Origin of the sequence: Streptomyces sp. LHD-70, assembly GCF_031157275.1 — a bacterium.
Taxonomy (GTDB): domain Bacteria; phylum Actinomycetota; class Actinomycetes; order Streptomycetales; family Streptomycetaceae; genus Streptomyces.
Genome location: NZ_JAVIFW010000002.1, coordinates 58,999 through 79,583, shown reverse-complemented (window position 1 = coordinate 79,583; position 20,585 = coordinate 58,999). Strand labels below are relative to the sequence as shown.

The 20,585-nt window shown below is 69.8% G+C and carries 18 protein-coding genes and 5 tRNA genes; 14 read left to right on the top strand and 9 right to left on the bottom strand.

Annotated features, from left to right (window positions below):
• Window positions 1-30 precede the first annotated feature (30 nt).
• Complete coding sequence (locus tag RCO28_RS05310; RefSeq protein ID WP_308939777.1) at window positions 31-234, top strand: acyl-CoA carboxylase subunit epsilon; 204 nt, start codon at window positions 31-33, stop codon at window positions 232-234.
• Between the two features lie 325 nt (window positions 235-559).
• Here RCO28_RS05310 and RCO28_RS05305 read toward each other — a convergent pair whose 3' ends face one another.
• From RCO28_RS05305 to RCO28_RS05270, 8 genes are all read right to left on the bottom strand, one after another.
• On the bottom strand, window positions 560-1,141 hold the full coding sequence (locus RCO28_RS05305; RefSeq protein ID WP_282538961.1) for an ATP/GTP-binding protein: 582 nt from the start codon (window positions 1,139-1,141) through the stop codon (window positions 560-562).
• Complete coding sequence (locus tag RCO28_RS05300) at window positions 1,122-1,754, bottom strand: DUF742 domain-containing protein (protein WP_374991098.1); 633 nt, start codon at window positions 1,752-1,754, stop codon at window positions 1,122-1,124. The genes RCO28_RS05305 and RCO28_RS05300 overlap by 20 nt, the downstream gene beginning before the upstream one ends.
• A gap of 105 nt (window positions 1,755-1,859) precedes the next feature.
• On the bottom strand, window positions 1,860-2,273 hold the full coding sequence (locus tag RCO28_RS05295) for a roadblock/LC7 domain-containing protein (RefSeq protein ID WP_308940288.1): 414 nt from the start codon (window positions 2,271-2,273) through the stop codon (window positions 1,860-1,862).
• A 10-nt stretch (window positions 2,274-2,283) separates the two neighbouring features.
• Window positions 2,284-5,523 (bottom strand): nitrate- and nitrite sensing domain-containing protein, encoded by a 3,240-nt coding sequence (locus RCO28_RS05290; protein ID WP_308939775.1) that lies wholly within the window; start codon window positions 5,521-5,523, stop codon window positions 2,284-2,286.
• 381 nt (window positions 5,524-5,904) lie between these two features.
• Window positions 5,905-6,486: an ATP/GTP-binding protein gene (locus RCO28_RS05285; protein WP_308939774.1), complete on the bottom strand. Its 582-nt coding sequence runs from the start codon at window positions 6,484-6,486 to the stop codon at window positions 5,905-5,907.
• Window positions 6,467-6,871: a DUF742 domain-containing protein gene (locus tag RCO28_RS05280; RefSeq protein ID WP_282538965.1), complete on the bottom strand. Its 405-nt coding sequence runs from the start codon at window positions 6,869-6,871 to the stop codon at window positions 6,467-6,469. Before RCO28_RS05280 ends, RCO28_RS05285 begins: the two co-directional genes overlap by 20 nt.
• A 127-nt stretch (window positions 6,872-6,998) precedes the next feature.
• The gene (locus RCO28_RS05275) at window positions 6,999-7,418 is read right to left on the bottom strand and encodes a roadblock/LC7 domain-containing protein (RefSeq protein ID WP_282538966.1); all 420 of its coding nucleotides are present in this window, start codon (window positions 7,416-7,418) and stop codon (window positions 6,999-7,001) included.
• A complete protein-coding gene (locus RCO28_RS05270; protein WP_308939773.1) occupies window positions 7,419-11,249 on the bottom strand; it encodes a nitrate- and nitrite sensing domain-containing protein in 3,831 nt (1,276 codons plus the stop codon).
• 564 nt (window positions 11,250-11,813) lie between these two features.
• Here RCO28_RS05270 and RCO28_RS05265 point away from each other — a divergent pair.
• The 9 genes from RCO28_RS05265 to RCO28_RS05225 all read left to right on the top strand — a co-directional run bounded on the left by RCO28_RS05265 (window position 11,814) and on the right by RCO28_RS05225 (window position 16,054).
• A complete protein-coding gene (locus tag RCO28_RS05265; protein WP_308939772.1) occupies window positions 11,814-12,011 on the top strand; it encodes a hypothetical protein in 198 nt (65 codons plus the stop codon).
• A 294-nt stretch (window positions 12,012-12,305) separates the two neighbouring features.
• Window positions 12,306-13,094, top strand: coding sequence for a fumarylacetoacetate hydrolase family protein (locus RCO28_RS05260; RefSeq protein WP_308939771.1), 789 nt, complete (start codon window positions 12,306-12,308; stop codon window positions 13,092-13,094).
• Window positions 13,087-14,565: a glutamate--tRNA ligase gene (gltX, locus tag RCO28_RS05255; protein WP_308939770.1), complete on the top strand. Its 1,479-nt coding sequence runs from the start codon at window positions 13,087-13,089 to the stop codon at window positions 14,563-14,565. Before RCO28_RS05260 ends, gltX begins: the two co-directional genes overlap by 8 nt.
• Before the next feature lie 173 nt (window positions 14,566-14,738).
• On the top strand, window positions 14,739-15,476 hold the full coding sequence (locus RCO28_RS05250; RefSeq protein WP_308939769.1) for an HAD family hydrolase: 738 nt from the start codon (window positions 14,739-14,741) through the stop codon (window positions 15,474-15,476).
• A gap of 86 nt (window positions 15,477-15,562) precedes the next feature.
• Window positions 15,563-15,634 (top strand) — tRNA-Gln (locus RCO28_RS05245).
• A gap of 21 nt (window positions 15,635-15,655) precedes the next feature.
• Window positions 15,656-15,728 (top strand) — tRNA-Glu (locus RCO28_RS05240).
• A 62-nt stretch (window positions 15,729-15,790) separates the two neighbouring features.
• Window positions 15,791-15,863: transfer RNA gene (locus tag RCO28_RS05235), tRNA-Glu, on the top strand.
• Window positions 15,864-15,882: 19 nt separating this feature from the next.
• Window positions 15,883-15,954, top strand: a tRNA-Gln gene (locus tag RCO28_RS05230).
• 27 nt (window positions 15,955-15,981) lie between these two features.
• Window positions 15,982-16,054 (top strand) — tRNA-Glu (locus tag RCO28_RS05225).
• A 248-nt stretch (window positions 16,055-16,302) separates the two neighbouring features.
• Here the strand turns inward: RCO28_RS05225 and ndgR are convergent.
• The gene (ndgR, locus tag RCO28_RS05220) at window positions 16,303-17,019 is read right to left on the bottom strand and encodes an IclR family transcriptional regulator NdgR (protein ID WP_055552755.1); all 717 of its coding nucleotides are present in this window, start codon (window positions 17,017-17,019) and stop codon (window positions 16,303-16,305) included.
• A 187-nt stretch (window positions 17,020-17,206) separates the two neighbouring features.
• Here ndgR and leuC point away from each other — a divergent pair, with 187 nt between their 5' ends.
• The 4 genes from leuC (at window position 17,207) to RCO28_RS05200 (ending at window position 20,526) form a co-directional block, all read left to right on the top strand.
• Window positions 17,207-18,631 carry a 3-isopropylmalate dehydratase large subunit gene (gene leuC, locus RCO28_RS05215; protein WP_308939768.1) on the top strand — a complete coding sequence of 475 codons (1,425 nt, stop codon included), beginning with the start codon at window positions 17,207-17,209 and terminating at the stop codon, window positions 18,629-18,631.
• A 6-nt stretch (window positions 18,632-18,637) separates the two neighbouring features.
• Window positions 18,638-19,231 carry a 3-isopropylmalate dehydratase small subunit gene (gene leuD, locus RCO28_RS05210; protein ID WP_308939767.1) on the top strand — a complete coding sequence of 198 codons (594 nt, stop codon included), beginning with the start codon at window positions 18,638-18,640 and terminating at the stop codon, window positions 19,229-19,231.
• 252 nt (window positions 19,232-19,483) lie between these two features.
• A complete protein-coding gene (locus RCO28_RS05205) occupies window positions 19,484-19,738 on the top strand; it encodes a hypothetical protein (RefSeq protein WP_308939766.1) in 255 nt (84 codons plus the stop codon).
• 125 nt (window positions 19,739-19,863) lie between these two features.
• The gene (locus RCO28_RS05200; RefSeq protein WP_308939765.1) at window positions 19,864-20,526 is read left to right on the top strand and encodes an HU family DNA-binding protein; all 663 of its coding nucleotides are present in this window, start codon (window positions 19,864-19,866) and stop codon (window positions 20,524-20,526) included.
• The last annotated feature ends 59 nt before the right edge of the window (window positions 20,527-20,585 follow it).

The window sequence follows — 20,585 nt, the reverse complement described above, 5'->3', positions numbered from 1 at the left end:
CGCCTCACACGTTACGGAGACCCCGAACTCATGAGCACTCCCACCGATCACCTGCTGCGGGTCGAGAAGGGCCACGCGGAGCCGGAGGAGCTGGCGGCCATCACCGCCGTCCTGATGGCCCGCGCCGCCGCGCAGCCCGCTGCCGTTGCCCCGGCCCGCGGCCGGTCCAAGGCCGGCTGGCGCCGACTGGAGCGCACGCCGGGCTTCCGCGCGCCGCACAGCTGGCAGGGCTGAGCCCTCCCACTCCCTACGGGCAGCCCCCGTCTTCCCCTTGCCAGGGAGGGCGGGGGCTGTTTGGTTTCCCCACCCCGCCCCTTCCCGAAAGCCTGCGGCGCTTCGGGGGCCAGCCCCCGGACCCCCGCTCCTCAAACGCCGGAGGGGCTGGTTTCTAGGGGCGCGGGGCTGTGACATTTGCGGCTCCGCCGCGGGGCGCGACCAGCCACGACGGCGCAGCACCCGAAAGACGGCCGCTGCAAGCTCTCGGGAAGGGGCGGGGTGGGGAACAAAAAGTCCCGCACCCCCAACTCAGGGGTGCGGGACCGGAGATGCCACAAACGCGCTAGCGGAGGCGGGCCATCAGCGCGTGCTCCACCAGCGTGATCAGCGCCGACTTGGCGTCCGCGCGGTGGCGGGCGTCGGTGGTGATGATGGGGGTGTCGGGGCCGATCTGGAGGGCTTCGCGGACTTCGTCGGGCTGGTAGGGCTGGTGTCCGTCGAAGCCGTTGAGCGCGATGACGAACGGGAGGCCGGAGTTCTCGAAGTAGTCCACGGCCGGGAAGCAGTCCGCGAGGCGACGCGTGTCAACGAGCACGACGGCGCCGATGGCGCCGCGTACGAGGTCGTCCCACATGAACCAGAAGCGGTCCTGTCCGGGCGTACCGAAGAGGTACAGGATCAGGTCCTGGTCGAGGGTGATGCGGCCGAAGTCCATGGCCACCGTGGTGGTGGTCTTGTCGCCGGTGTGCGTCAGGTCGTCGATGCCTGCCGAGGCCGAGGTCATGACGGCTTCCGTGCGCAGCGGGTTGATCTCCGAGACGGCGCCGACGAACGTGGTCTTGCCCACGCCGAAGCCGCCCGCCACCACGATTTTCGCGCTGGTGGTAGAGCGGGCTGCACCGCCGCTAGAGCTTGCGAAGTCCACTGAGCACCCTTTCGAGCAGTGTCACATCTGGCTGTCCGCCGGCGTTCTCGTCGCCGCCGGGCTGGTGGATGGCCACGAGTCCGGCTTCCGCGAGGTCCGCGACCAGGATCCGGGCCACCCCGAGGGGGATGGAGAGCAGTGCCGAGATCTCCGCGACGGACTTGATCTCCCGGCACAGGTTGCAGATCCGCTGGTGCTCGGGGAGCTGTCCCTGAAGCTGGTGCGGCTGCGCCGTGGTGTGCACCAGCGCCTCGATGGCGAGCTGGTACCGCGGCCTGGTGCGTCCGCCCGTCATGGCGTACGGACGCACGAGCGGGTTGTGCGCACCCCCCGCCGGCTGCTGCTCCGCGGGGCGCGGCTGCGGCTGCACGGGCTGGATGCGCGGCGACGCCTGCTGCTCGTACGGGGCGCGCGGCGCCGGAGGCCGCTGCTGGTCGTACGGCTGCTGGTGGCGCTGCGGGGGCGGTGCGTAGGGCTGCTGCTGCCGACGGCTGGGGGCGGAGGGGAAGTTGTAGCGGTTGGGCGTGCCGTCGCCGCCCTGGCCGCCCTGGGCCGGGCCGTATGACCAGTTGGCCGAAGACGAACCCTCTGGGGGTGTTGCGCCACTTGCCACGTGCTTCCTCCTCCGACTGTGCCGGGCATCCATCAATGTGGTGCCGCGCCCCGAACTTTAAGGCCACGGGACGCGAATACGCACTGCCTGTCTGCTAGTTGAGCACTAGTTGAGAAGGCTCCCTTGAAGCTCGGCGCGCAGGTCGGGGGTGAGCACGGTGCCCGCCCGGTCGACCAGAAGCGCCATCTCGTACCCGATGAGACCGATGTCCGCTTCGGGGTGTGCGAGTACAGCAAGGGAGGAACCGTCGGAGATGGACATGAGGAAGAGAAATCCTCGCTCCATCTCCACAACTGTCTGATTCACGCTGCCGCCCTCGAAGATGCGGGACGCACCCGCGGTCAACGAGGTCAGACCCGAAGCGACGGCCGCCAGCTGGTCGGCGCGGTCGCGGGGGAACCCTTCGGACATCGCCAGAAGGAGTCCGTCGGCGGAGACCACCACCGTGTGGGAGACACCGGGGGTGTTCTCCACGAAGTTGGTGATCAACCAGTTCAGGTTCTGCGCCGCCTGGCTCATCGGGCTCACACTAACGCTCCTGGTTGTAGTTGCCACCAGGACCGAGGCCCTGGCCGTTCGAGTCGTCGCTGCCCGCGTCACGTCCCCGCTGGACGCCGCGGCGCAGGTTGCTCAGCCTGCCACGCACGTCCTCGGGGGCGCGGGAGACCTGGGGTCCGCCCTGCGGGGTCTGCTCCGCCGTGCCCTCGACCAGGTTGGCCTTCGGGACCCGGCGCGGCAGCCCCGACGAGGTGACGCCGCCGGCCCTGGGCTGCCGGAGCTGCTCGGCGCGCTGCCAGCGCTCGTCGTTGGCGGAACGCCAATCGTCGTCGCCGGCACCGCTGCCGTCCGCTCCTGCGGGTGCGTTCTCCGCCTGCGGCGAAGGGGCAGTGGTGTCCTGGACCGGCCCCGGCGTCCACACGTCGCCCGTCGCGTTCCGGTGGCCGTTGCTCGCGGGCGTGCTCCCGCGGCGCGGCAGGCCCGCGTCGGTCAGCTCGTGCGCGGAGGAAGGGGCAGGTCCCTGACGGTCGAAGCCTACGCGCTCACGGTCCGCTTGAGGAGCGCTGGGAGCAGATTCCGGTTCCGGCTCGTAGCTGTTCCCGAAGGCGTCCGTCGCGGGGCCCTGCTGCTGCCAACCGCCCTGCTGGGGCTGGCCGTTGTAGTTGGCGTATGCGTCCTGGGCGGGGTCCTGCGGGGTGCCCTGGCCGTCGAAGCCGGATTCCGGGTACGCGGATTCCGGATAGCCGTCGTAGCCGCCGCCCTGGGCCGCGTAACCCTGCTCGTAGCCGCCCTGCTGCGCGTACGGGTCCTGCTGCTCGTAACCCTGCTCGTAGCCGCCCTGGTGCTCGTACGCGGCCTGCTGGCCGTCGTACGTGCCCTGCTGCTCGTAGGACTGCTCCCGGCCGCCCTGGTCACCCTGGTCGTACGGGTGCGGGGAGACCTCGTCGCGGTAGAGCGGGCGCTCGCCCTGGGACTCGAGCGCGGCGCGGCGCTCCTCGCGGAGGAGGGAGCGGCCCACCGGGTCGAGCGAGGCGTCGCCCTCGTCGTAGCGGCTGTCGTCGAAGCCGAGCTCGGCGGCCGTGCGCAGCGGCGGGGCCTCGTACGCGGGCGCCTGCTGCTGCTCGGGCACGATCCGGGAGACCGTGAACTCGCTCTCCGGCAGGTCGGCGCCACTGCCACCGTGGGTGATCGCGTCCGGGAGCATGACGAGCGAGGTCGTGCCCGCCTGCTCGCCGGAGGGGCGCAGCTGGACGCGGATGTGGTGCCGGTCGGAGAGCCGGCCGACCACGAACAGACCCATGCGCTGGGAGATCGCGGCGTCCACGGTCGGCGGGTTGGCCAGCTTGTGGTTGATGTCCGCGAAGTCCTCGGCGGTGAGGCCGATGCCCTTGTCGTGGATCTCGATCATGACCCGACCGTCGGGGAGACGGGTGGCGGTCACACGAACCTTGGTCTGCGGGGAGGAGAACGTCGTCGCGTTCTCCAGGAGCTCGGCGAGCAGGTGCACGAGGTCGGTCACGGCACGGCCGTGGATCTCGGCCTCGGGGACGCCGGACAGCTCGATGCGTTCGTACTGCTCCACCTCGGAGGAGGCGGCGCGGAGCACGTCGACCAGCGGGACCGGCTGGTCCCAGCGGCGGCCGGGCTCCTCGCCGGCGAGGACCAGGAGGTTCTCGCCGTTGCGGCGCATACGGGTCGCGAGGTGGTCCAGGCGGAAGAGGTTCTCCAGCTGGTCCGGGTCGGCCTCGTTGTTCTCCAGGTCGGTGATCAGGGTCAACTGGCCCTCGATCAGCGACTGGTTGCGGCGCGACAGGTTGGTGAAGATCGCGTTGACGTTGCCCCGGAGCAGGGCCTGCTCGGCGGCGAGCCGGACGGCCTCGCGGTGCACCTGGTCGAAGGCGCGGGCGACCTCGCCGATCTCGTCCTGCGTGTTGATCGGGATGGGCTGGACGCGGGTGTCGACCCGGCCCGGATCGGTGCGGGAGAGCTGGTCGACCAGCATCGGCAGGCGCTGCTCGGCGATGCCGAAGGCGGCGGTGCGGAGCTGGCGCATGCTGCGGCTCATCTGGCGGGCCATCATGCCGGCGATGATGAACGCGGCGAGCACGGCGGCGACCACGATGGCGCCGTTGATGTAGGCGTCCCGCTCGGCGTCGTCGGCGATCGCGGCGGACTCGGCGACCGCCTTGTCGATCAGCTGGGTCTCGATCTCGCGGTAGCCGTCGAACTTGGCGGTGGTGACGGCGAACCAGGCCTCGGGTGTGACGCCCTGGGCGCGCAGCGTCGACGGCCTCGCACCGCTGCCGATCAGCTTGATCATCTTCTCGGGCGAGGGCGGCGGGGTGAACTCCTGGCCGTTCGCGCGGGCTTCCTTCGCGGCGGCGGCGAGCTTCTTCTTGCCCTCGTCCTGCTTGCCGCGCAGCACGGACTTGAGGTCCTCGTAGTCCTGCTCGGTACCGGCGGAGACGTACTCGCCGATGGCGATGTTCTCCAGGTACGCGTACGAGCTGAACGCGGTGGACTGGGCCTCGAGCGTCGCGCGCTCGGAGCTCGGGCGGACGATCAGGTGGGTGCCGATGGAGCGCTGCAGGGAGACGGCGGCCTTGGCGAGCGAGACGGCGTAGACGGTACGGCCGTAGCTGGTGATGTTGCCGGTGCCGAGGCCGAGCTCGTTGGCGAACTCCATCAGGGAGTGCTGGACGGTGACGTAGCCCTCTTCGGTCTTCACCGGGTCCATGGCGCGGGTGTAGGCCGCCTTGCGCAGGGCCGTCAGCTTGGACTCGTTCTCCTTGAAGAGCGCGAGGCGCCGCTCCAGGCCCTGCTTCTCCGGCATGTCCGCGACGGCCTCGTCGAAGGCGGCCTTCGCGGCGTCCGTGGCGTCGCGGGCCTTGTCGACCGTGCCGTTGGTGCCCTTGCCGCTCAGCAGCGGGGCGGCGGACAGGTCGCGTTCGTTCAGCAGCGCCTGGCCGTAGTTCTCGGCGGCGCGCACGATGAGCGCGGTCTTCTCCGCGTCCTCGGCCTCGCTCCACGTGTCAATGGAGCCCTTGACCTGAAAGGTGCCCATGACGATGGCCACGATCACGGGTATGAGGAGAATCGCGTTCAGACGTGTGGGCACACGCCAGTTGCGGGGCGAGAACTTGCTGCCGCTGCCGGTGGGCGCCGCGTCGGCCCCAGGCACCGGCGCCGGCGCGGGTGCTGCAGCCCCGCGCGACGGCGGGGTGAAGTTGCCCCGCTCCTGCGGCTCGGGGCTGTTCTTGCTTCGCCTCACTCGACCAACAACCTCTCGGCGAGGGCACCTGCATCGTGCCGCTTCGTCTTCACACCCGTATTGCTACTGGTTCACACCCGTATGGCTACTGGGCAGTTCAGCGAATTTCAGCACGTCAGCGGCGGCTCCTCCAAACAGTGGGGAGAGCTTGATTTCGGTGACCTGAGCCTCAGATAAAACGGGCATAAAGAAGAAGGTTCAGCAAAAGGGGAGCGCGATATGAGCGCAGCGGTACCGCGCGAATGCGAGCTGTGTCGGCGACGGCGGAATTCTCTGTCGAAACGTTATGAACACCCGGGCGGGCCGTGTCAAAGGACACAGCCCGCTCCGTGACGCCTACGACAACTTCCTTGTGTCGTATCCGACTTTGAGGCGTAGTCGTTATCGCAGCCGGGCCATGAGGGCGTGCTCGACCAGGGTGATGAGGCCCGATTTGGCGTCCGCGCGGTGGCGGGCGTCGGTGGTGATGATGGGGGTGTCGGGGCCGATCTGGAGGGCTTCGCGGACTTCGTCGGGCTGGTAGGGCTGGTGTCCGTCGAAGCCGTTGAGGGCGATGACGAACGGGAGGCCGGAGTTCTCGAAGTAGTCCACGGCCGGGAAGCAGTCCGCGAGGCGACGCGTGTCAACGAGCACGACGGCGCCGATGGCGCCGCGTACGAGGTCGTCCCACATGAACCAGAAGCGGTCCTGTCCGGGGGTGCCGAAGAGGTACAGGATCAGGTCCTGGTCGAGGGTGATGCGGCCGAAGTCCATGGCCACCGTGGTGGTGGTCTTGTCGCCGGTGTGCGTCAGGTCGTCGATGCCTGCCGAGGCCGAGGTCATGACGGCTTCCGTGCGCAGCGGGTTGATCTCCGAGACGGCGCCGACGAACGTGGTCTTGCCCACGCCGAAGCCGCCCGCCACCACGATTTTCGCGCTGGTGGTAGAGCGGGCTGCACCGCCGCTAGAGCTTGCGAAGTCCACTGAGCACCCTTTCGAGCAGTGTCACATCTGGCTGTCCGCCGGCGTTCTCGTCGCCGCCGGGCTGGTGGATGGCCACGAGTCCCGCCTCGGCGAGGTCCGCGACCAGGATCCGGGCCACCCCTAGCGGCATACCCAGGAGCGCGGACACCTCAGCCACCGACTTCACCTCACGGCAGAGGTGGCAGATCCGCTGGTGCTCGGGGAGCAGCCCCATCAGCTGGGCCGGGTCGGCCGTCGTGCTCACCAGCGCCTCGATGGCGAGCTGGTAGCGCGGCCGGGTCCGGCCACCGGTCATCGCGTACGGACGGACCAGTGGCTGGTCGCCCTCAGGCCCGTACGCGGAATGAGCTCCGTACGGGTCGTGAGCGGCGGTGGGCGGGGTCATGGATCCTCCGGGCTGGACAGCAAGTGGTCGGCTAGCCGTCTTCAAGTGGGCCGGTGGGGGACGGGCCGGACGGGTGGGCGGGGTGCGGTGCGCTCCTGCTGGTGCGCGCCTGGCTGGTGCGCTCTGGCTAGTGCAGCAGGCTCCCCTGGAGCTCGGCGCGCAGATCCGGGGTGAGCACGCTGCCCGCCCGGTCGACGAGCAGGGCCATCTCGTATCCGACGAGGCCGATGTCGCACTCGGGGTGCGCCAGTACGGCGAGCGAGGAGCCGTCGGAGACGGACATGATGAAGAGGAAGCCGCGCTCCATCTCCACCACGGTCTGGTTGACCGGGCCGCCCTCGAAGATGCGGGAGGCGCCCGCCGTGAGGGAGGTCAGGCCGGAGGCGACCGCCGCCAGCTGGTCGGCGCGGTCGCGCGGGAAACCTTCGGACATCGCGAGCAGCAGACCGTCGGCCGACACCACCACCGTGTGGGACACCCCTGGGGTGTTGTCCACGAAGTTGGTGATCAACCAGTTCAGATTCTGCGCCGCCTGGCTCGGACTCAACTAACGCTCCTGCTGGTGAGAGGGGCTGCGGAAACTGCCGGTCTGGCCGGTGCCGGCCTCGCGGCCCTGCTGGATGCCACGGCGGAGGTTGGTCAGCCGGCCGCGCACGTCGTCGGGCGAGCGTGACACCTGCGGGCCGCCCTGCTGCTGTTGCTGCTGCTGTGCCGTACCGGCCACGAGGTTCGCCCGCGGCACGCGGCGCGGCAGGCCGGAGGTGGTGACCCCGCCCGCCGAAGGCTGCTTGACGCGCTCGGCCTGACGGACCAGCTCGTCGTTGGGGGACTGGCGCCAGTTGGCGGGCGTACCCGGAGGCGTGGGCGGCATCGGCGGGGCCTGCGGCTCGGGGCGCCGGCCCGGAGCGGCGGGACGGCCACCGTTCTGCGGCGGCTCCTGTGCGGACTGCTGAGCCTGCGCCTGCCGGGGCTGGCCCTGCTGTGCCTGGCCCTGCTGAGCCTGGGCCTGCTGCTGGCGCTCCTGCTGCTGCCCGTGGAACCAGTTGGTCTCCAGGGTGTCGTACAGCGGCGTACGGCCGTCGCCCGGAGGCAGTTCGACCGGGCCCGTCAGCTCGTCGGGGCGCTCCTGCTGCGGCTGCTGCGGCTGCTGCGGGGCATGCGGGGCCGGGTGCTGCTGCGGCGGGCGCGGTGCCTGGTGCTCGCCGGTGTCCCGGGCGCCGTTGCGCGCACCGCCGCCGAGCGGCGCCTGCGGCAGCTCGGGACGCGCGAACTGGCCGGTGGAACCGGGGCCGTGCACGTCCGGTCCCGGCTGCTGCGGTACGGAGTGCGGGCCGCTGGCGTCGGGACGCGGGGCGTCGAAGTCGGGGCGGGCGAACTCGGCCGTGGAGCCCGGTCCTTGACGGTCGCCCTGGCGGTCGTCGGGCTCGATCCGGGCGAGCTGCGCGGTGGAGTCGACGGGCGGCGCCGAGTCGTGCTGCTCGCGCGCGGCGTCGACGGAGGGGTGCAGGTCCTGCTTGGCACCCCAGGACCCGGCCTGCGGCTGCGGGTTGCCGCCGGGCAGCTCGGCCCGCGGTCCACCCCGCGGCGGCAGCTGCGGCCGGCCCGCCTCGGGACGGCCCTGCCCCTGATCCCCCCGCTGCCGCGACGGTACGGGAGCGCCACCGGCGGGACCGGACGGCTGGGCGCCACCGGCGGGACCGGACGGCTGAGCACCACCGGCGGGACCGGAAGGCTGGGCGCCAAGCGGTCCGCCGAAGACGTCCGAACGCTGACCGCCGTTGAGCGCGTCACCCACACCGGGTCGGCCCTGCGGATCGGCCGGACGGTCCTGCGGCCCACCGGCACCGGGACGCGGCGGCAGCCCGCCGGACACCTGCGGAGCACGCGGCGCACCACCCTGCGGCTGCCCGGCACCGGGGCCTTGCCCCTGACCGGCGCCCGGGCCCTGACCGGCACCGGGACCCTGACCCTGACCGGCACCGGGACCCTGCCCCTGACCGGCACCCGGCCGCCCCTGGTCCTGCCCCGGCCCGTTGCCCCGGCTGGGCAGCGCGGCGCGCGGACCCGACCCGGCGGCCAAGCCGCTCTGGCCGCTCTGGGCGCGCCCGGCGCCCGGCGTGGCACCGAGGCGGCCACCGGCGGCACCGCCCTGTCCGCCACGGCGCGCGGCGGCGACACCCGCGGCGGACTGCGCCGCGGCGGGACCGCCGGACGGCGCGGGCGCACCGGCCTTGCTCGGAACCTTCTTGCCGCCCTGGGCGACGTCGACGGGCAGCATGACGAGCGCCGTCGTACCACCGGAGTCGGACGGGCGGAGCTGGATGCGGATGCCGTGGCGCTGCGAGAGGCGGCCGACCACGAACAGACCCATGCGGCGGGAGACCGAGACGTCCACGGTGGGCGGCGAGGCGAGCCGCTCGTTGATCGCGGCGAGGTCCTCGGGGGAGAGGCCGATGCCGGTGTCGTGGATCTCGATCAGCACACGGCCGTCGGGCAGCGCGTGACCGGTGACCTTGACCTTGGTCTGCGGCGAGGAGAACGAGGTGGCGTTCTCAAGCAGCTCGGCGAGCAGGTGCACGAGGTCGTTGACGACGCGTCCCGCGACCTCGGTGGTCGGCACGGCGGCCAGCTCGATCCGCTCGTACTGCTCCACCTCGGACGCGGCGGCGCGGAGCACGTCGACCAGCGGGACCGGGCGGGTCCAGCGACGGCCCGGCTCCTCACCGGCGAGGACGAGGAGGTTCTCACCGTTACGACGCATGCGGGTCGCGAGGTGGTCGAGCTTGAAGAGGGAGGAGAGCTGATCGGGATCAGCCTCACGGGACTCCAGCTCGGAGATCAGCGACAGCTGACGCTGGATGAGGCCCTGGGAACGGCGCGAGAGGTTGGTGAACATCGCGTTGACGTTGCCCCGGAGCAGGGCCTGCTCGGCGGCGAGCCGGACGGCCTCGCGGTGCACGTCGTCGAAGGCGGTGGCCACCTGGCCGATCTCGTCCCGGGAGTGCACACCGACGGACTCGACGGAGGTGTCGACGTCCTGCGGGTCGGCCTCGGAGAGCTGCTTGACCAGGTCGGGCAGCCGGTCCTGGGCGACCTTGGTCGCGGTGTCCTGGAGGCGGCGCAGCGAGCGGATCATGGACCGCGCCACGACGAACGCGCCGACGAGGGAGACGCCGAGGACGAGCAGGATCAGCGCACCGTTGATGATCGCCTCGCGCTGCGACTCGTCGCGCAGGTTGCGGGCCTCCTGCTCCATGTCGTTCAGGAGCGTGGTCTCGATCAGCGCCATCTGCCGCAGCTTGGTGGTGGCGGCGTCGTTCCAGTCGGGGTACGAGCGCTTCTCGCGGTTCTTCAGGCCGCTCGGGCTCTCCAGGACGCGGGCCGCGTAGTCGTTGGCGTCCTTGATGACGGCGTTGGAGTCGTCGAGCGGCTTCATCAGCTCGGCCGCGTTGCCGCCGGTGCCCTCGTACGACCGCTGGAAGCTGTCGAGTTCGGCCTCTTCGTTGCGCAGGGCGGAGAGCGCGTAGAGGCGGTCGTTGTCGGAGAGCTTGCCGAACTCGGTCTTGTTCGGCGGGAGCGCGGCGGAGATCACGGCGCGCTGCACCGACGCGTACTCCTTGGCGGACGAGAAGGCCGCGAGCGTACGGGTGCGCTGGATCATCTCCGGGTTGCTGGTGGCGAGCGCCATGTCCCGGGAGAGGCCGAGCAGCTGCTCGATCAGCTGGTTGTAGCTGGAGACGGTCTGCGAGGTCGGCAGGCCCTCCTTGTACGCGTCGCGGCGGACGTCCTTGAGGACACGCAGCTGCGTGGAGATCTGCACGACGTTCTGGCGGATGCTGTCGATCGCCTGGTCGCCGCGGGCGTCGTCGATGTCCGAGGTGCCGTGCAGGAACGAGTCGCGGGCGCGGTCGGTCTTGCTGCGGGCGCCCTTGACGGTGAAGTCCGTGGCCTTGGCGCCGTGTGAGAGCGGGCCCGCCGACTGGTCACGCTCGTCCTGGAGCGCGGCGGCCAGCTCGGTGGCCTGCTTCGTCATGTCGGTGAGCAGCTTCATCCGGTCAAGCTGCTCCATCTCGTCGACGGAGTCGCTGATGCGGATGGCGCCGAGCGAGGTCGCGGCGACCACGGGGAGCGCGAGCAGGGAGACCAGGCGCGTCGAGATGCGCCAGTTGCGCAGGGCTATTCGCGAGCCGGCCGAGGAGGGCTTCTTCGGACTCGCGGGGGCCGGGCCGCCACTGGACACACCGGTGCCCTTGCCGCGGCCGCCGCCGTCGGAGCCCGCGGCGTCGGGGGTTGAGGAGTTGCCGGGCACGGGGCCCGTCCCGCCGCGCAGCTCCGGCTTCGCCGCAGCGCTGCCTTCCCTCTTGAAACGTCCCTGCACTAGCGTCGCAACCTCTGGACCAGGCGCCCCGCCGCGCGAGCGGTGGGACGGTGTCGGCGTCATGGAACCCGTGCGGGCCCCTGGTGGTCGTGAGTGACCGGCGCGTCTCCCCCTCCCCACCGCCACTCGACGCTGCGTTGCGCCCGTGCGCGCCGGTTCATACCTGCGGCGGTTCCCGGAATTCCAGCACAGTGCCGGATCTCCAACAAGCCCTGCTGCGGGGCTGTGACGTCTGTGACAGCTGGTGACGAGTGTGTTACGAGATGTCGAGCAACATCCCATCCATAACGGACTTTTCCTTGCGTACGGCTTACGTGTGGGGGGTGTCCCAGTCGCCATGATCGGGAGCGGAATCAGCGCTTCAGTGCCGGAATGTCCGTTCCGGCAGTGACCACAACTAGTCCGTTCTGTCTGCTTCGTCCGGCCTTTCGTGAGCAAACTCACATGAAGATCAAGGGGAGTTCCCGCCTTTGCGGGGAATTCAAATGTTTAGCCTGACGCTTTACAGGGATGGCTCAGCCGTCAACCCCCCGTCCACAGAGAGCACAAGAGGTCGAAGCCGCCGTGAAGACGACGATGATGTTCCACAACATAGCCAACCCGCGGCGCACCACCCTGGCGCACCTGACGGACGCCGAAGAACTGCAGGCCGCCCCCGAGCAGCCCGAGCAGCTCACCGACCTCGCCGAGCTCCCGACCAACACGGCCAACCCGCGCCGTACGGTCCTCATGGAGGCCCCCGTCACGGTGGCCGCGGAGTAATACCGCGAGGTCGCACCCCCCTCGGTCCTGTCTTCGATCTCCCGCCTGCCCCGAGACGCCCGGCACGCCCTCTCGCCGCACCGGGCAAAGACCCAAGTAGCTCCTTCCCCAAGCTCTCGGCTTCGCTCGAGCAGGGGAGACCCCAATCGAGGGCCTTCGCCCGGCACGCCGAGAGCACGCACCGAACGCCGCGGGGCCACCCTCCGGGTGACGACGGGAGATCGAAGACAGGACCGAGCGCGTTAGCCTGGAGCGTCAGTCTCCAGGCACCGCAAGCAGAGGGGCCCGCATTCCGTGCGCATCGCCAGGTTCTCCATCGACGGCAATGTCGCCTTCGGCGCGGTCGAGGGCGACAGTTCCACCGCGACGGACGGCGAACTCGTCCTCGACATCATCAAGGGCATTCCGTACGCCGACTTCGAGCTCAGCGGCGTCAAGGTCCCGCTCAGCAAGGTCCGCCTGCTGCCCCCGGTGATCGGCAACAAGATCGTCGCCTTCGGCCGCAACTACGCCGACCACGCCAAGGAGCTGGGGAACGAGGTCCCGGAGACCCCCTTCGCCTTCTTCAAGCCGACCACCTCGATGATCGGCTCCGGCGACCCCATCGTGTACCCGGGCTTCACCGAGGAGCTCCACCACGAGGCCGAACTCGCCGTCGTCATCGGCCGCATGTGCCGCGAGGTCCCGCGCGAACGCGTCAAGGACGTCATCTACGGCTACACCTGCGCCAACGACATCACCGCCCGCGACGTCCAGCGCCGCGAGAAGCAGTGGGCCAGGGCCAAGGGCTTCGACGGGGCCTGCCCCATCGGCCCCTGGGTGGAGACCGACCTCGACCCGAGCGATCTCGCGATCCAGTGCACGGTCAACGGCGAACAACGCCAACTCGGCTCCACGAGCCAGATGATCCACTCCATCGAGGACCTGATCGTCAACGTCACCGAGGCGATGACCCTGCTCCCCGGAGACGTGATCCTCACCGGCACCCCCGCAGGAGTCGGCCCCCTCAACGTCGGCGACGAGGTCGCCGTCACCATCCAAGGCATCGGCACTCTCACCAACAAGGTGATCAAGCGTGGCTAACGCAGACGTCCGCGTCCGTTTCTGTCCCTCCCCGACCGGCAACCCCCACGTGGGCCTGGTCCGCACCGCCCTCTTCAACTGGGCCTACGCCCGGCACAACGGCGGCACCATGGTCTTCCGCATCGAGGACACCGACGCGGCCCGGGACTCCGAGGAGTCGTACGAGCAGCTCCTGGACTCGATGCGCTGGCTGGGCCTGACCTGGGACGAGGGGCCGGAGGTGGGCGGCCCGCACGCCCCGTACCGCCAGTCGCAGCGCATGGACCTCTACAAGGACGTCGCGCAGCAGCTGACCGACGGCGGCTACGCCTACCCCTGCTACTGCACCACCGAGGAGCTGGACGCCCGCCGCGAGGCCGCCCGCGCCGCCGGCAAGCCCTCCGGCTACGACGGCACCTGCCGCGTCCTCACCCCCGAGCAGAAGCAGGCCTTCGACGCCGAGGGCCGGACGTACATCATCCGCTTCCGGATGCCCGACGAGCCGATCACGTTCACCGACGCGGTCCGCGGCGAGCTCACCTTCACCCCGGAGAACGTCCCGGACTACGGCATCGTCCGCGCCAACGGCGCCCCGCTGTACACCCTGGTGAACCCGGTCGACGACGCGCTCATGGGCATCACGCACGTGCTCCGCGGCGAGGACCTGCTCTCCTCCACCCCGCGCCAGATCGCCCTCTACAAGGCCCTGATCGAGCTCGGCGTCGCCAAGGAGGTCCCCACCTTCGGGCACCTGCCGTACGTCATGGGCGAGGGCAACAAGAAGCTCTCCAAGCGCGACCCGCAGGCCAACCTCAACCTCTACCGCGAGCGCGGCTTCCTGCCCGAGGGACTGCTCAACTACCTGTCCCTGCTCGGCTGGTCGTTCTCCGCCGACCAGGACGTCTTCTCGATCAAGGACATGATCGAGAAGTTCGACCTGGCGGACGTCAACGCCAACCCGGCCCGCTTCGACCTCAAGAAGGCCGAGGCGATCAACGCCGACCACATCCGCATGCTGGACGTGAAGGACTTCGCCGCGGCCTGCGAGCCCTGGCTCAAGGCCCCGCACGCCAACTGGGCCCCCGAGGACTTCGACCAGGCCAAGTGGGAGGCCATCGCCCCGCACGCCCAGACCCGCGTCACGGTCCTCTCCGACATCACGGCCAACGTCGACTTCCTCTTCCTGAAGGAGCCGGTCGAGGACGAGGCGAGCTGGAGCAAGGCCATGGGCAAGGGCGACCCGGCGGCCCTGCTCACCACCGCCCGCGCCAAGCTCGAAGCGGCCGACTGGACCTCCCCCGAGGCCCTCAAGGAGGCCGTCCTGGCCGCCGGCGAGGAGCACGGCCTCAAGCTCGGCAAGGCCCAGGCCCCGGTCCGCGTAGCCGTCACCGGCCGCACGGTCGGCCTGCCCCTCTTCGAGTCCCTGGAGATCCTGGGCAAGGAGAAGTCCCTGACCCGCATCGACGCGGCACTGGCGAAGCTCGCCGCCTGAGTCCGCCCTCGTACGCCCCGAAGGGCCCGGAAGCCACTACGGCTCCCGGGCCCTTCGCCGTACCGTCGCCCCATGCCCATCCGAGCCGTCCTGTGGGACATCGACACTGCGTTCTTCGGGGGATAACCCCCGAACCCCCAGCCGGGAAGGCCGTCGGGGCTAACGTCGACCTCATGCCGCTCAAAGCCGTCCTCTGGGACATCGATGACACCCTCTTCGACTACGCGAGCGCGGACACGGCCGGCATGCGGGCCCACCTCGAAGCCGAAGGCGCGCTCGGGCGCTACGGCACCGCCGCCGACGCCCTGGCCCGCTGGAAGGCCACCACCGAACGCCACTGGGGCCGCTTCAGCACCGGCGAAGCGGACTTCCTCACCCAGCGCCGCGACCGCGTACGCGACTTCCTGGACCAGCCGGCCCTCACCGACGCCGAGTCCGACGCCTGGTTCCACCGTTATCTCGGTCACTACGAATCCGCCTGGGCCCTCTTCCCCGACACGCTCCCCACCCTCGACGCCCTCGCCGACGGCTACCGGCACGCCGTCCTCTCCAACTCCCACGCCGACCAGCAGGAGCGGAAGCTGCGCCTCCTCGGCGTACGCGACCGCTTCGAGGCGCTGCTCTGCGCGGCCCAACTCGGCGTCGCCAAGCCCGCCCCCGAGGCCTTCCACGCGGCCTGCACGACCCTCGCCCTCGACCCCGCGGAAGTCGCGTACGTGGGCGACCAGCCCGAGATCGACGCCCGCGGCGCCCACGACGCCGGGCTGCTCGGGATCTGGCTCGACCGCAGCGGGGCCGAGCCTCCGAGTGCCGAAGTGCCGCCCGGCGTACGGCGGATCACCGGGCTCGCGGAGCTGCCCGGACTGCTGGCCGGGGATACCCGTTTTGGAGCGCCGTCCACCTTCGGGTAATGTTCTTTCTGCGCCGCCCGCCGGACCGAGAGTCCGGCCGGAAAGCGCAAGCCGAACAAAGCTCCCAGCAGGGAGTTGCGTTTTGGTGGCCTATGGTGTAATTGGCAGCACGACGGTTTCTGGTTCCGTTAGTCTAGGTTCGAGTCCTGGTAGGCCAGCTCGCAGAGCTTATCTGCAACGCCCCCGTTGTGTAGCGGCCTAGCACGCCGCCCTCTCAAGGCGGTAGCGCCGGTTCGAATCCGGTCGGGGGTACAGATCCTTCCCGCGGGAACAGATCGGGTCGCACCCACTGTTCCTGATGCAGGATCGCTAGGGCCCCCGTTGTGTAGCGGCCTAGCACGCCGCCCTCTCAAGGCGGTAGCGCCGGTTCGAATCCGGTCGGGGGTACTGCTTGCTTGACAAGCATTGGCCTATGGTGTAATTGGCAGCACGACGGTTTCTGGTTCCGTTAGTTTAGGTTCGAGTCCTGGTAGGCCAGCTGTATCACGTGGAAACACGCGATCTCGCCCCCGTTGTGTAGCGGCCTAGCACGCCGCCCTCTCAAGGCGGTAGCGCCGGTTCGAATCCGGTCGGGGGTACGCATCGAAGAGGCCCTCCGCAGCAATGCGGAGGGCCTCTTCGCGTTGCCGTGGAGATCCCCCGGAGTTCCGGGACGAGGGGGAGCGGCGGTCAACTGTCGTGAGCTGCCGGAGTGTTCGCGTGCGGAGACGTCAACTCCCGGCGCACGGAAAGCCGTTGAGGAGGCGCGCGATGGACGGTTCGTGCGCCCGGACGACCGGACCCGCCGCGGCGTTGAGGCGGATCCGGCCTTACGTACAAGGGGAGTTCAGCCGGTGCGGCGCAGCGCCTCGGAGAGGCGGCCCGCCGCGTCGATCACGGCCTGGGCGTGCATCCGGCCCGGGTGCCGCGTCAGCCGCTCGATCGGTCCGGAGACCGAGACGGCGGCGACCACGCGGTTCGACGGGCCGCGCACCGGCGCCGACACCGAGGCCACGCCCGGCTCGCGCTCGCCGATCGACTGGGCCCAGCCACGGCGCCGTACGCCGGACAGGGCCGTGGCCGTGAAGCGGGCGCCCTGGAGGCCGCGGTGCAGGCGCTCCGGCTCCTCCCAGGCCATCAGGATCTGCGCCGACGAGCCGGCCTTCATGGTGAGCGTCGAGCCCACCGGGACGGTGTCCCGCAGTCCGGACAGGCGTTCCGCCGCGGCGACGCAGATGCGCATGTCGCCCTGGCGGCGGTAGAGCTGGGCGCTCTCGCCGGTCACGTCACGGAGGTGGGTCAGTACGGGGCCCGCCGTGGCGAGCAGGCGGTCCTCGCCGGCCGCGGCCGCCAGTTCGGCGAGCCGCGGGCCGAGGATGAACCGGCCCTGCATGTCCCTCGCCACCATGCGGTGGTGCTCGAGGGCCACAGCGAGACGATGTGCAGTAGGTCGTGCGAGCCCGGTGGCCGCGACCAGACCCGCGAGGGTGGCCGGACCGGACTCCAGGGCGCCCAGGACAAGGGCTGCCTTGTCCAGGACGCCGACGCCGCTAGAGTTGTCCATGCGTCGATACTCGCGTCTCACTCTGTGAAACGCAAGTTCAATTTCCCAGGGAACTTGTCACCCTGTAACCACAGCGGCCCGCAGACCAACGGGCCCAGCGGATCACGCTCGGCACGAGGGGTACGGGCGTTGCCGCTCACATCTCTAGAAGTGGCCGGGCACACAACTGCCGGCCGGAGGGAAAGCGATGGGTAGGACACTCGCGGAGAAGGTCTGGGACGACCACGTCGTCCGGCGCGCCGAGGGCGAGCCCGACCTCCTCTTCATCGATCTGCACCTGCTGCACGAGGTGACCAGCCCGCAGGCCTTCGACGGTCTCCGCAAGGGCGGCCGCCAGGTGCGCCGGCTCGACCTGACCATCGCCACCGAGGACCACAACACCCCGACCCTCGACATCGACAAGCCCATCGCCGACCCGGTCTCCCGGGCCCAGCTGGAGACGCTGCGCAAGAACTGCGCGGACTTCGGCGTACGGCTGCACCCGCTGGGCGACGTCGAGCAGGGCGTCGTCCACGTCGTGGGACCGCAGCTGGGACTGACCCAGCCCGGCACCACCGTGGTCTGCGGTGACTCGCACACCTCCACGCACGGCGCCTTCGGCGCGCTGGCGTTCGGCATCGGCACCTCGCAGGTCGAGCACGTGCTCGCCACGCAGACGCTGCCGCTGGCCCGCCCGAAGACCATGGCCATCACCATCGACGGTGAACTCCCCGAGGGCGTAACGGCGAAGGACCTGATCCTCGCGATCATCGCGAAGATCGGCACCGGCGGCGGCCAGGGCTACATCCTGGAATACCGCGGCCCCGCCATCGAGAAGCTCTCGATGGAGGCCCGGATGACCATCTGCAACATGTCGATCGAGGCCGGCGCCCGCGCGGGCATGATCGCCCCCGACGAGACCACCTTCGAGTACATCAAGGGCCGCGCGCATGCCCCGCAGGGTGCGGACTGGGACGAGGCCGTCGCGTACTGGAAGACGCTGAAGTCGGACGACGACGCGGTCTTCGACGCCGAGGTCGTCATCGACGCCGATTCGCTGGCGCCCTTCGTGACTTGGGGCACCAACCCCGGTCAGGGCGCGCCGCTGTCGGCCAACGTCCCCGACCCCGCTTCGTACGAAGACGCTTCGGAGCGCTTCGCGGCCGAGAAGGCCCTGGAATACATGGGTCTGGAGGCCGGTCAGCCGCTGCGCGACATCAAGGTCGACACCGTCTTCGTAGGTTCCTGCACCAACGGTCGTATCGAGGATCTGCGCGCCGCCGCCGAGATCGTCAAGGGCCGCAAAGTCGCCGACGGCGTACGGATGCTGGTCGTTCCCGGCTCCGCCCGGGTCGGTCTGCAGGCCGTCGAGGAGGGCCTGGACCAGGTGTTCAAGGCCGCCGGCGCCGAATGGCGGCACGCGGGCTGCTCGATGTGCCTCGGCATGAACCCCGACCAACTGGCGCCCGGTGAGCGCTCCGCGTCCACCTCCAACCGCAACTTCGAAGGCCGGCAGGGCAAGGGCGGTCGTACGCACCTGGTCTCTCCGCAGGTCGCCGCCGCCACCGCGGTCACCGGCCACCTGGCCGCCCCCGCCGACCTGACCGACGCCCCGACGCCCGCTGGAGTCTGAACAGCCATGGAAGCATTCACGAAGCACACCGGCCGGGCCGTCCCGCTGCGCCGCAGCAACGTCGACACCGACCAGATCATCCCGGCCCACTGGTTGAAGAAAGTCACCCGTGACGGCTTCGAGGACGGGCTGTTCGAGGCCTGGCGCAAGGACGAGACCTTCGTCCTCAACAAGCCCGAGCGGCAAGGCGCCACGGTCCTGGTGGCGGGTCCCGACTTCGGCACCGGCTCGTCCCGCGAGCACGCCGTGTGGGCGCTGCAGAACTACGGCTTCAAGGCCGTCATCTCGTCCCGTTTCGCCGACATCTTCCGCGGTAACTCGCTGAAGAACGGCCTCCTGACGGTCGTCCTCGACCAGAAGGTCGTCGACGCGCTGTGGGAGCTCACCGAGAAGGACCCGCAGGCCGAGATCACCGTCGACCTGGAGGCCCGCGAGGTGCGTGCCGAAGGCGTCACCGCCTCGTTCGAGCTGGACGAGAACTCCCGTTGGCGACTGCTGAACGGCCTTGACGACATCAGCATCACGCTGCAGAACGAAGCCGACATCGCGGCCTACGAGACCAAGCGCCCTGCACACAAGCCGCGCACCGTCCAGGTCTGAATCGGCCATTCGGGCAACCGAATCGACAACCTCATCCGAACCGCGGTCTGCACGCAGACCGCGGTTCGTTCGTTTGCCCCGGACCAGCGCCAACACGCCGATGAGGCATGCGAGTTGGGGCTCTGGGCAGGAGACCTTCGCAGACGCGTGGCCAGCACGACTTAAGGCCCCCTCGAAGCCCGAAAACCCCATTTGGGCGGCACGCTGAGACCTCGCGAGGCGACAACTCGCCCTAGATGGCACAATCAGTGCATGGACCGCGACAGCCAACTCGAGCTCTACGGGCTCGTCGCGGACCGGCTGAAAGAAGCGCACGCGACGGTGCGCACACTGCAAGTCCCGGAGGGCGTACGGATGGCGCTGACCCGGAAGCTGCTGGTCATTACGGCCGCGGCCAAACACGATCTCACCGATGCGGCCAGGCGCCTGGACCAGTTCATGAGTGAACTGGACTCAGAGCGATTCCCCGCGGATGCCGATCCGGGCCGAACTGACGGAACTCACTGAGTCTTCAGTTCGTTGCGGCACAAGGGTGATTAGCCCGTTTCGTGTTTGATTTGCGGTATACATCTGCCTAACGTGCGAAAAAGCTTGAACACATTGGTTCTGGCAATGTCTCCGAAGGGGAAGACGTGAACAAGGCGCAGCTCGTAGAAGCGATTGCCGACAAGGTCGGTGGCCGTCAGCAGGCCGCCGACGCCGTCGACGCGGTCCTGGACGCCATCGTCCGCTCGGTCGTCAGCGGCGACCGGGTCTCGGTCACCGGCTTCGGCTCTTTCGAGAAGGTCGACCGTCCGGCCCGCTACGCACGCAACCCCCAGACCGGGGAGCGCGTGCGCGTGAAGAAGACCTCGGTTCCGCGTTTCCGTGCGGGTCAGGGCTTCAAGGACCTGGTGAGCGGCTCGAAGAAGCTCCCGAAGAACGATGTCGCGGTGAAGAAGGCGCCCAAGGGCAGCCTCTCCGGCGGCACTTCCACCCGTTCCACGGTGAAGAAGGCAGCGGCCAAGAAGTCCACCGCGAAGAAGGCGGCGGCGAAGAAGACCACCGCCAAGAAGGCGACGGCAAAGAAGACCACCGCGAAGAAGACCGCGGCGAAGAAGACGACGGCCAAGAAGGCGACGGCGAAGAAGGCCGCTCCGGCCAAGAAGACCGCCGCGAAGAAGGCCACCACGGCCAAGAAGGCCACCGCGAAGAAGACCGCGCCCGCGAAGAAGGCGACGGCCAAGAAGGCGCCCGCCAAGAAGTCGACGGCGCGCAAGACCACCGCCAAGAAGGCCACCGCCAGGAAGAAGTAACGGTAGGCAGGGCTCACTCACGCGCCGGGCCGGGCTCCTCTCGGGGAGCCCGGCCCGCG

Bases quoted from the DNA above. Each gene is read 5' to 3' on its own strand.
- RCO28_RS05310 (WP_308939777.1), top strand. From the start codon at position 31: ATGAGCACTCCCACCGATCACCTGCTGCGGGTCGAGAAGGGCCACGCG.
- RCO28_RS05295 (WP_308940288.1), bottom strand. From the start codon at position 2,273: ATGAGCCAGGCGGCGCAGAACCTGAACTGGTTGATCACCAACTTCGTG.
- RCO28_RS05280 (WP_282538965.1), bottom strand. From the start codon at position 6,871: ATGACCCCGCCCACCGCCGCTCACGACCCGTACGGAGCTCATTCCGCG.
- RCO28_RS05250 (WP_308939769.1), top strand. From the start codon at position 14,739: ATGCCGCTCAAAGCCGTCCTCTGGGACATCGATGACACCCTCTTCGAC.
- ndgR (WP_055552755.1), bottom strand. From the start codon at position 17,019: ATGGACAACTCTAGCGGCGTCGGCGTCCTGGACAAGGCAGCCCTTGTC.
- leuC (WP_308939768.1), top strand. From the start codon at position 17,207: ATGGGTAGGACACTCGCGGAGAAGGTCTGGGACGACCACGTCGTCCGG.
- leuD (WP_308939767.1), top strand. From the start codon at position 18,638: ATGGAAGCATTCACGAAGCACACCGGCCGGGCCGTCCCGCTGCGCCGC.
- RCO28_RS05205 (WP_308939766.1), top strand. From the start codon at position 19,484: ATGGACCGCGACAGCCAACTCGAGCTCTACGGGCTCGTCGCGGACCGG.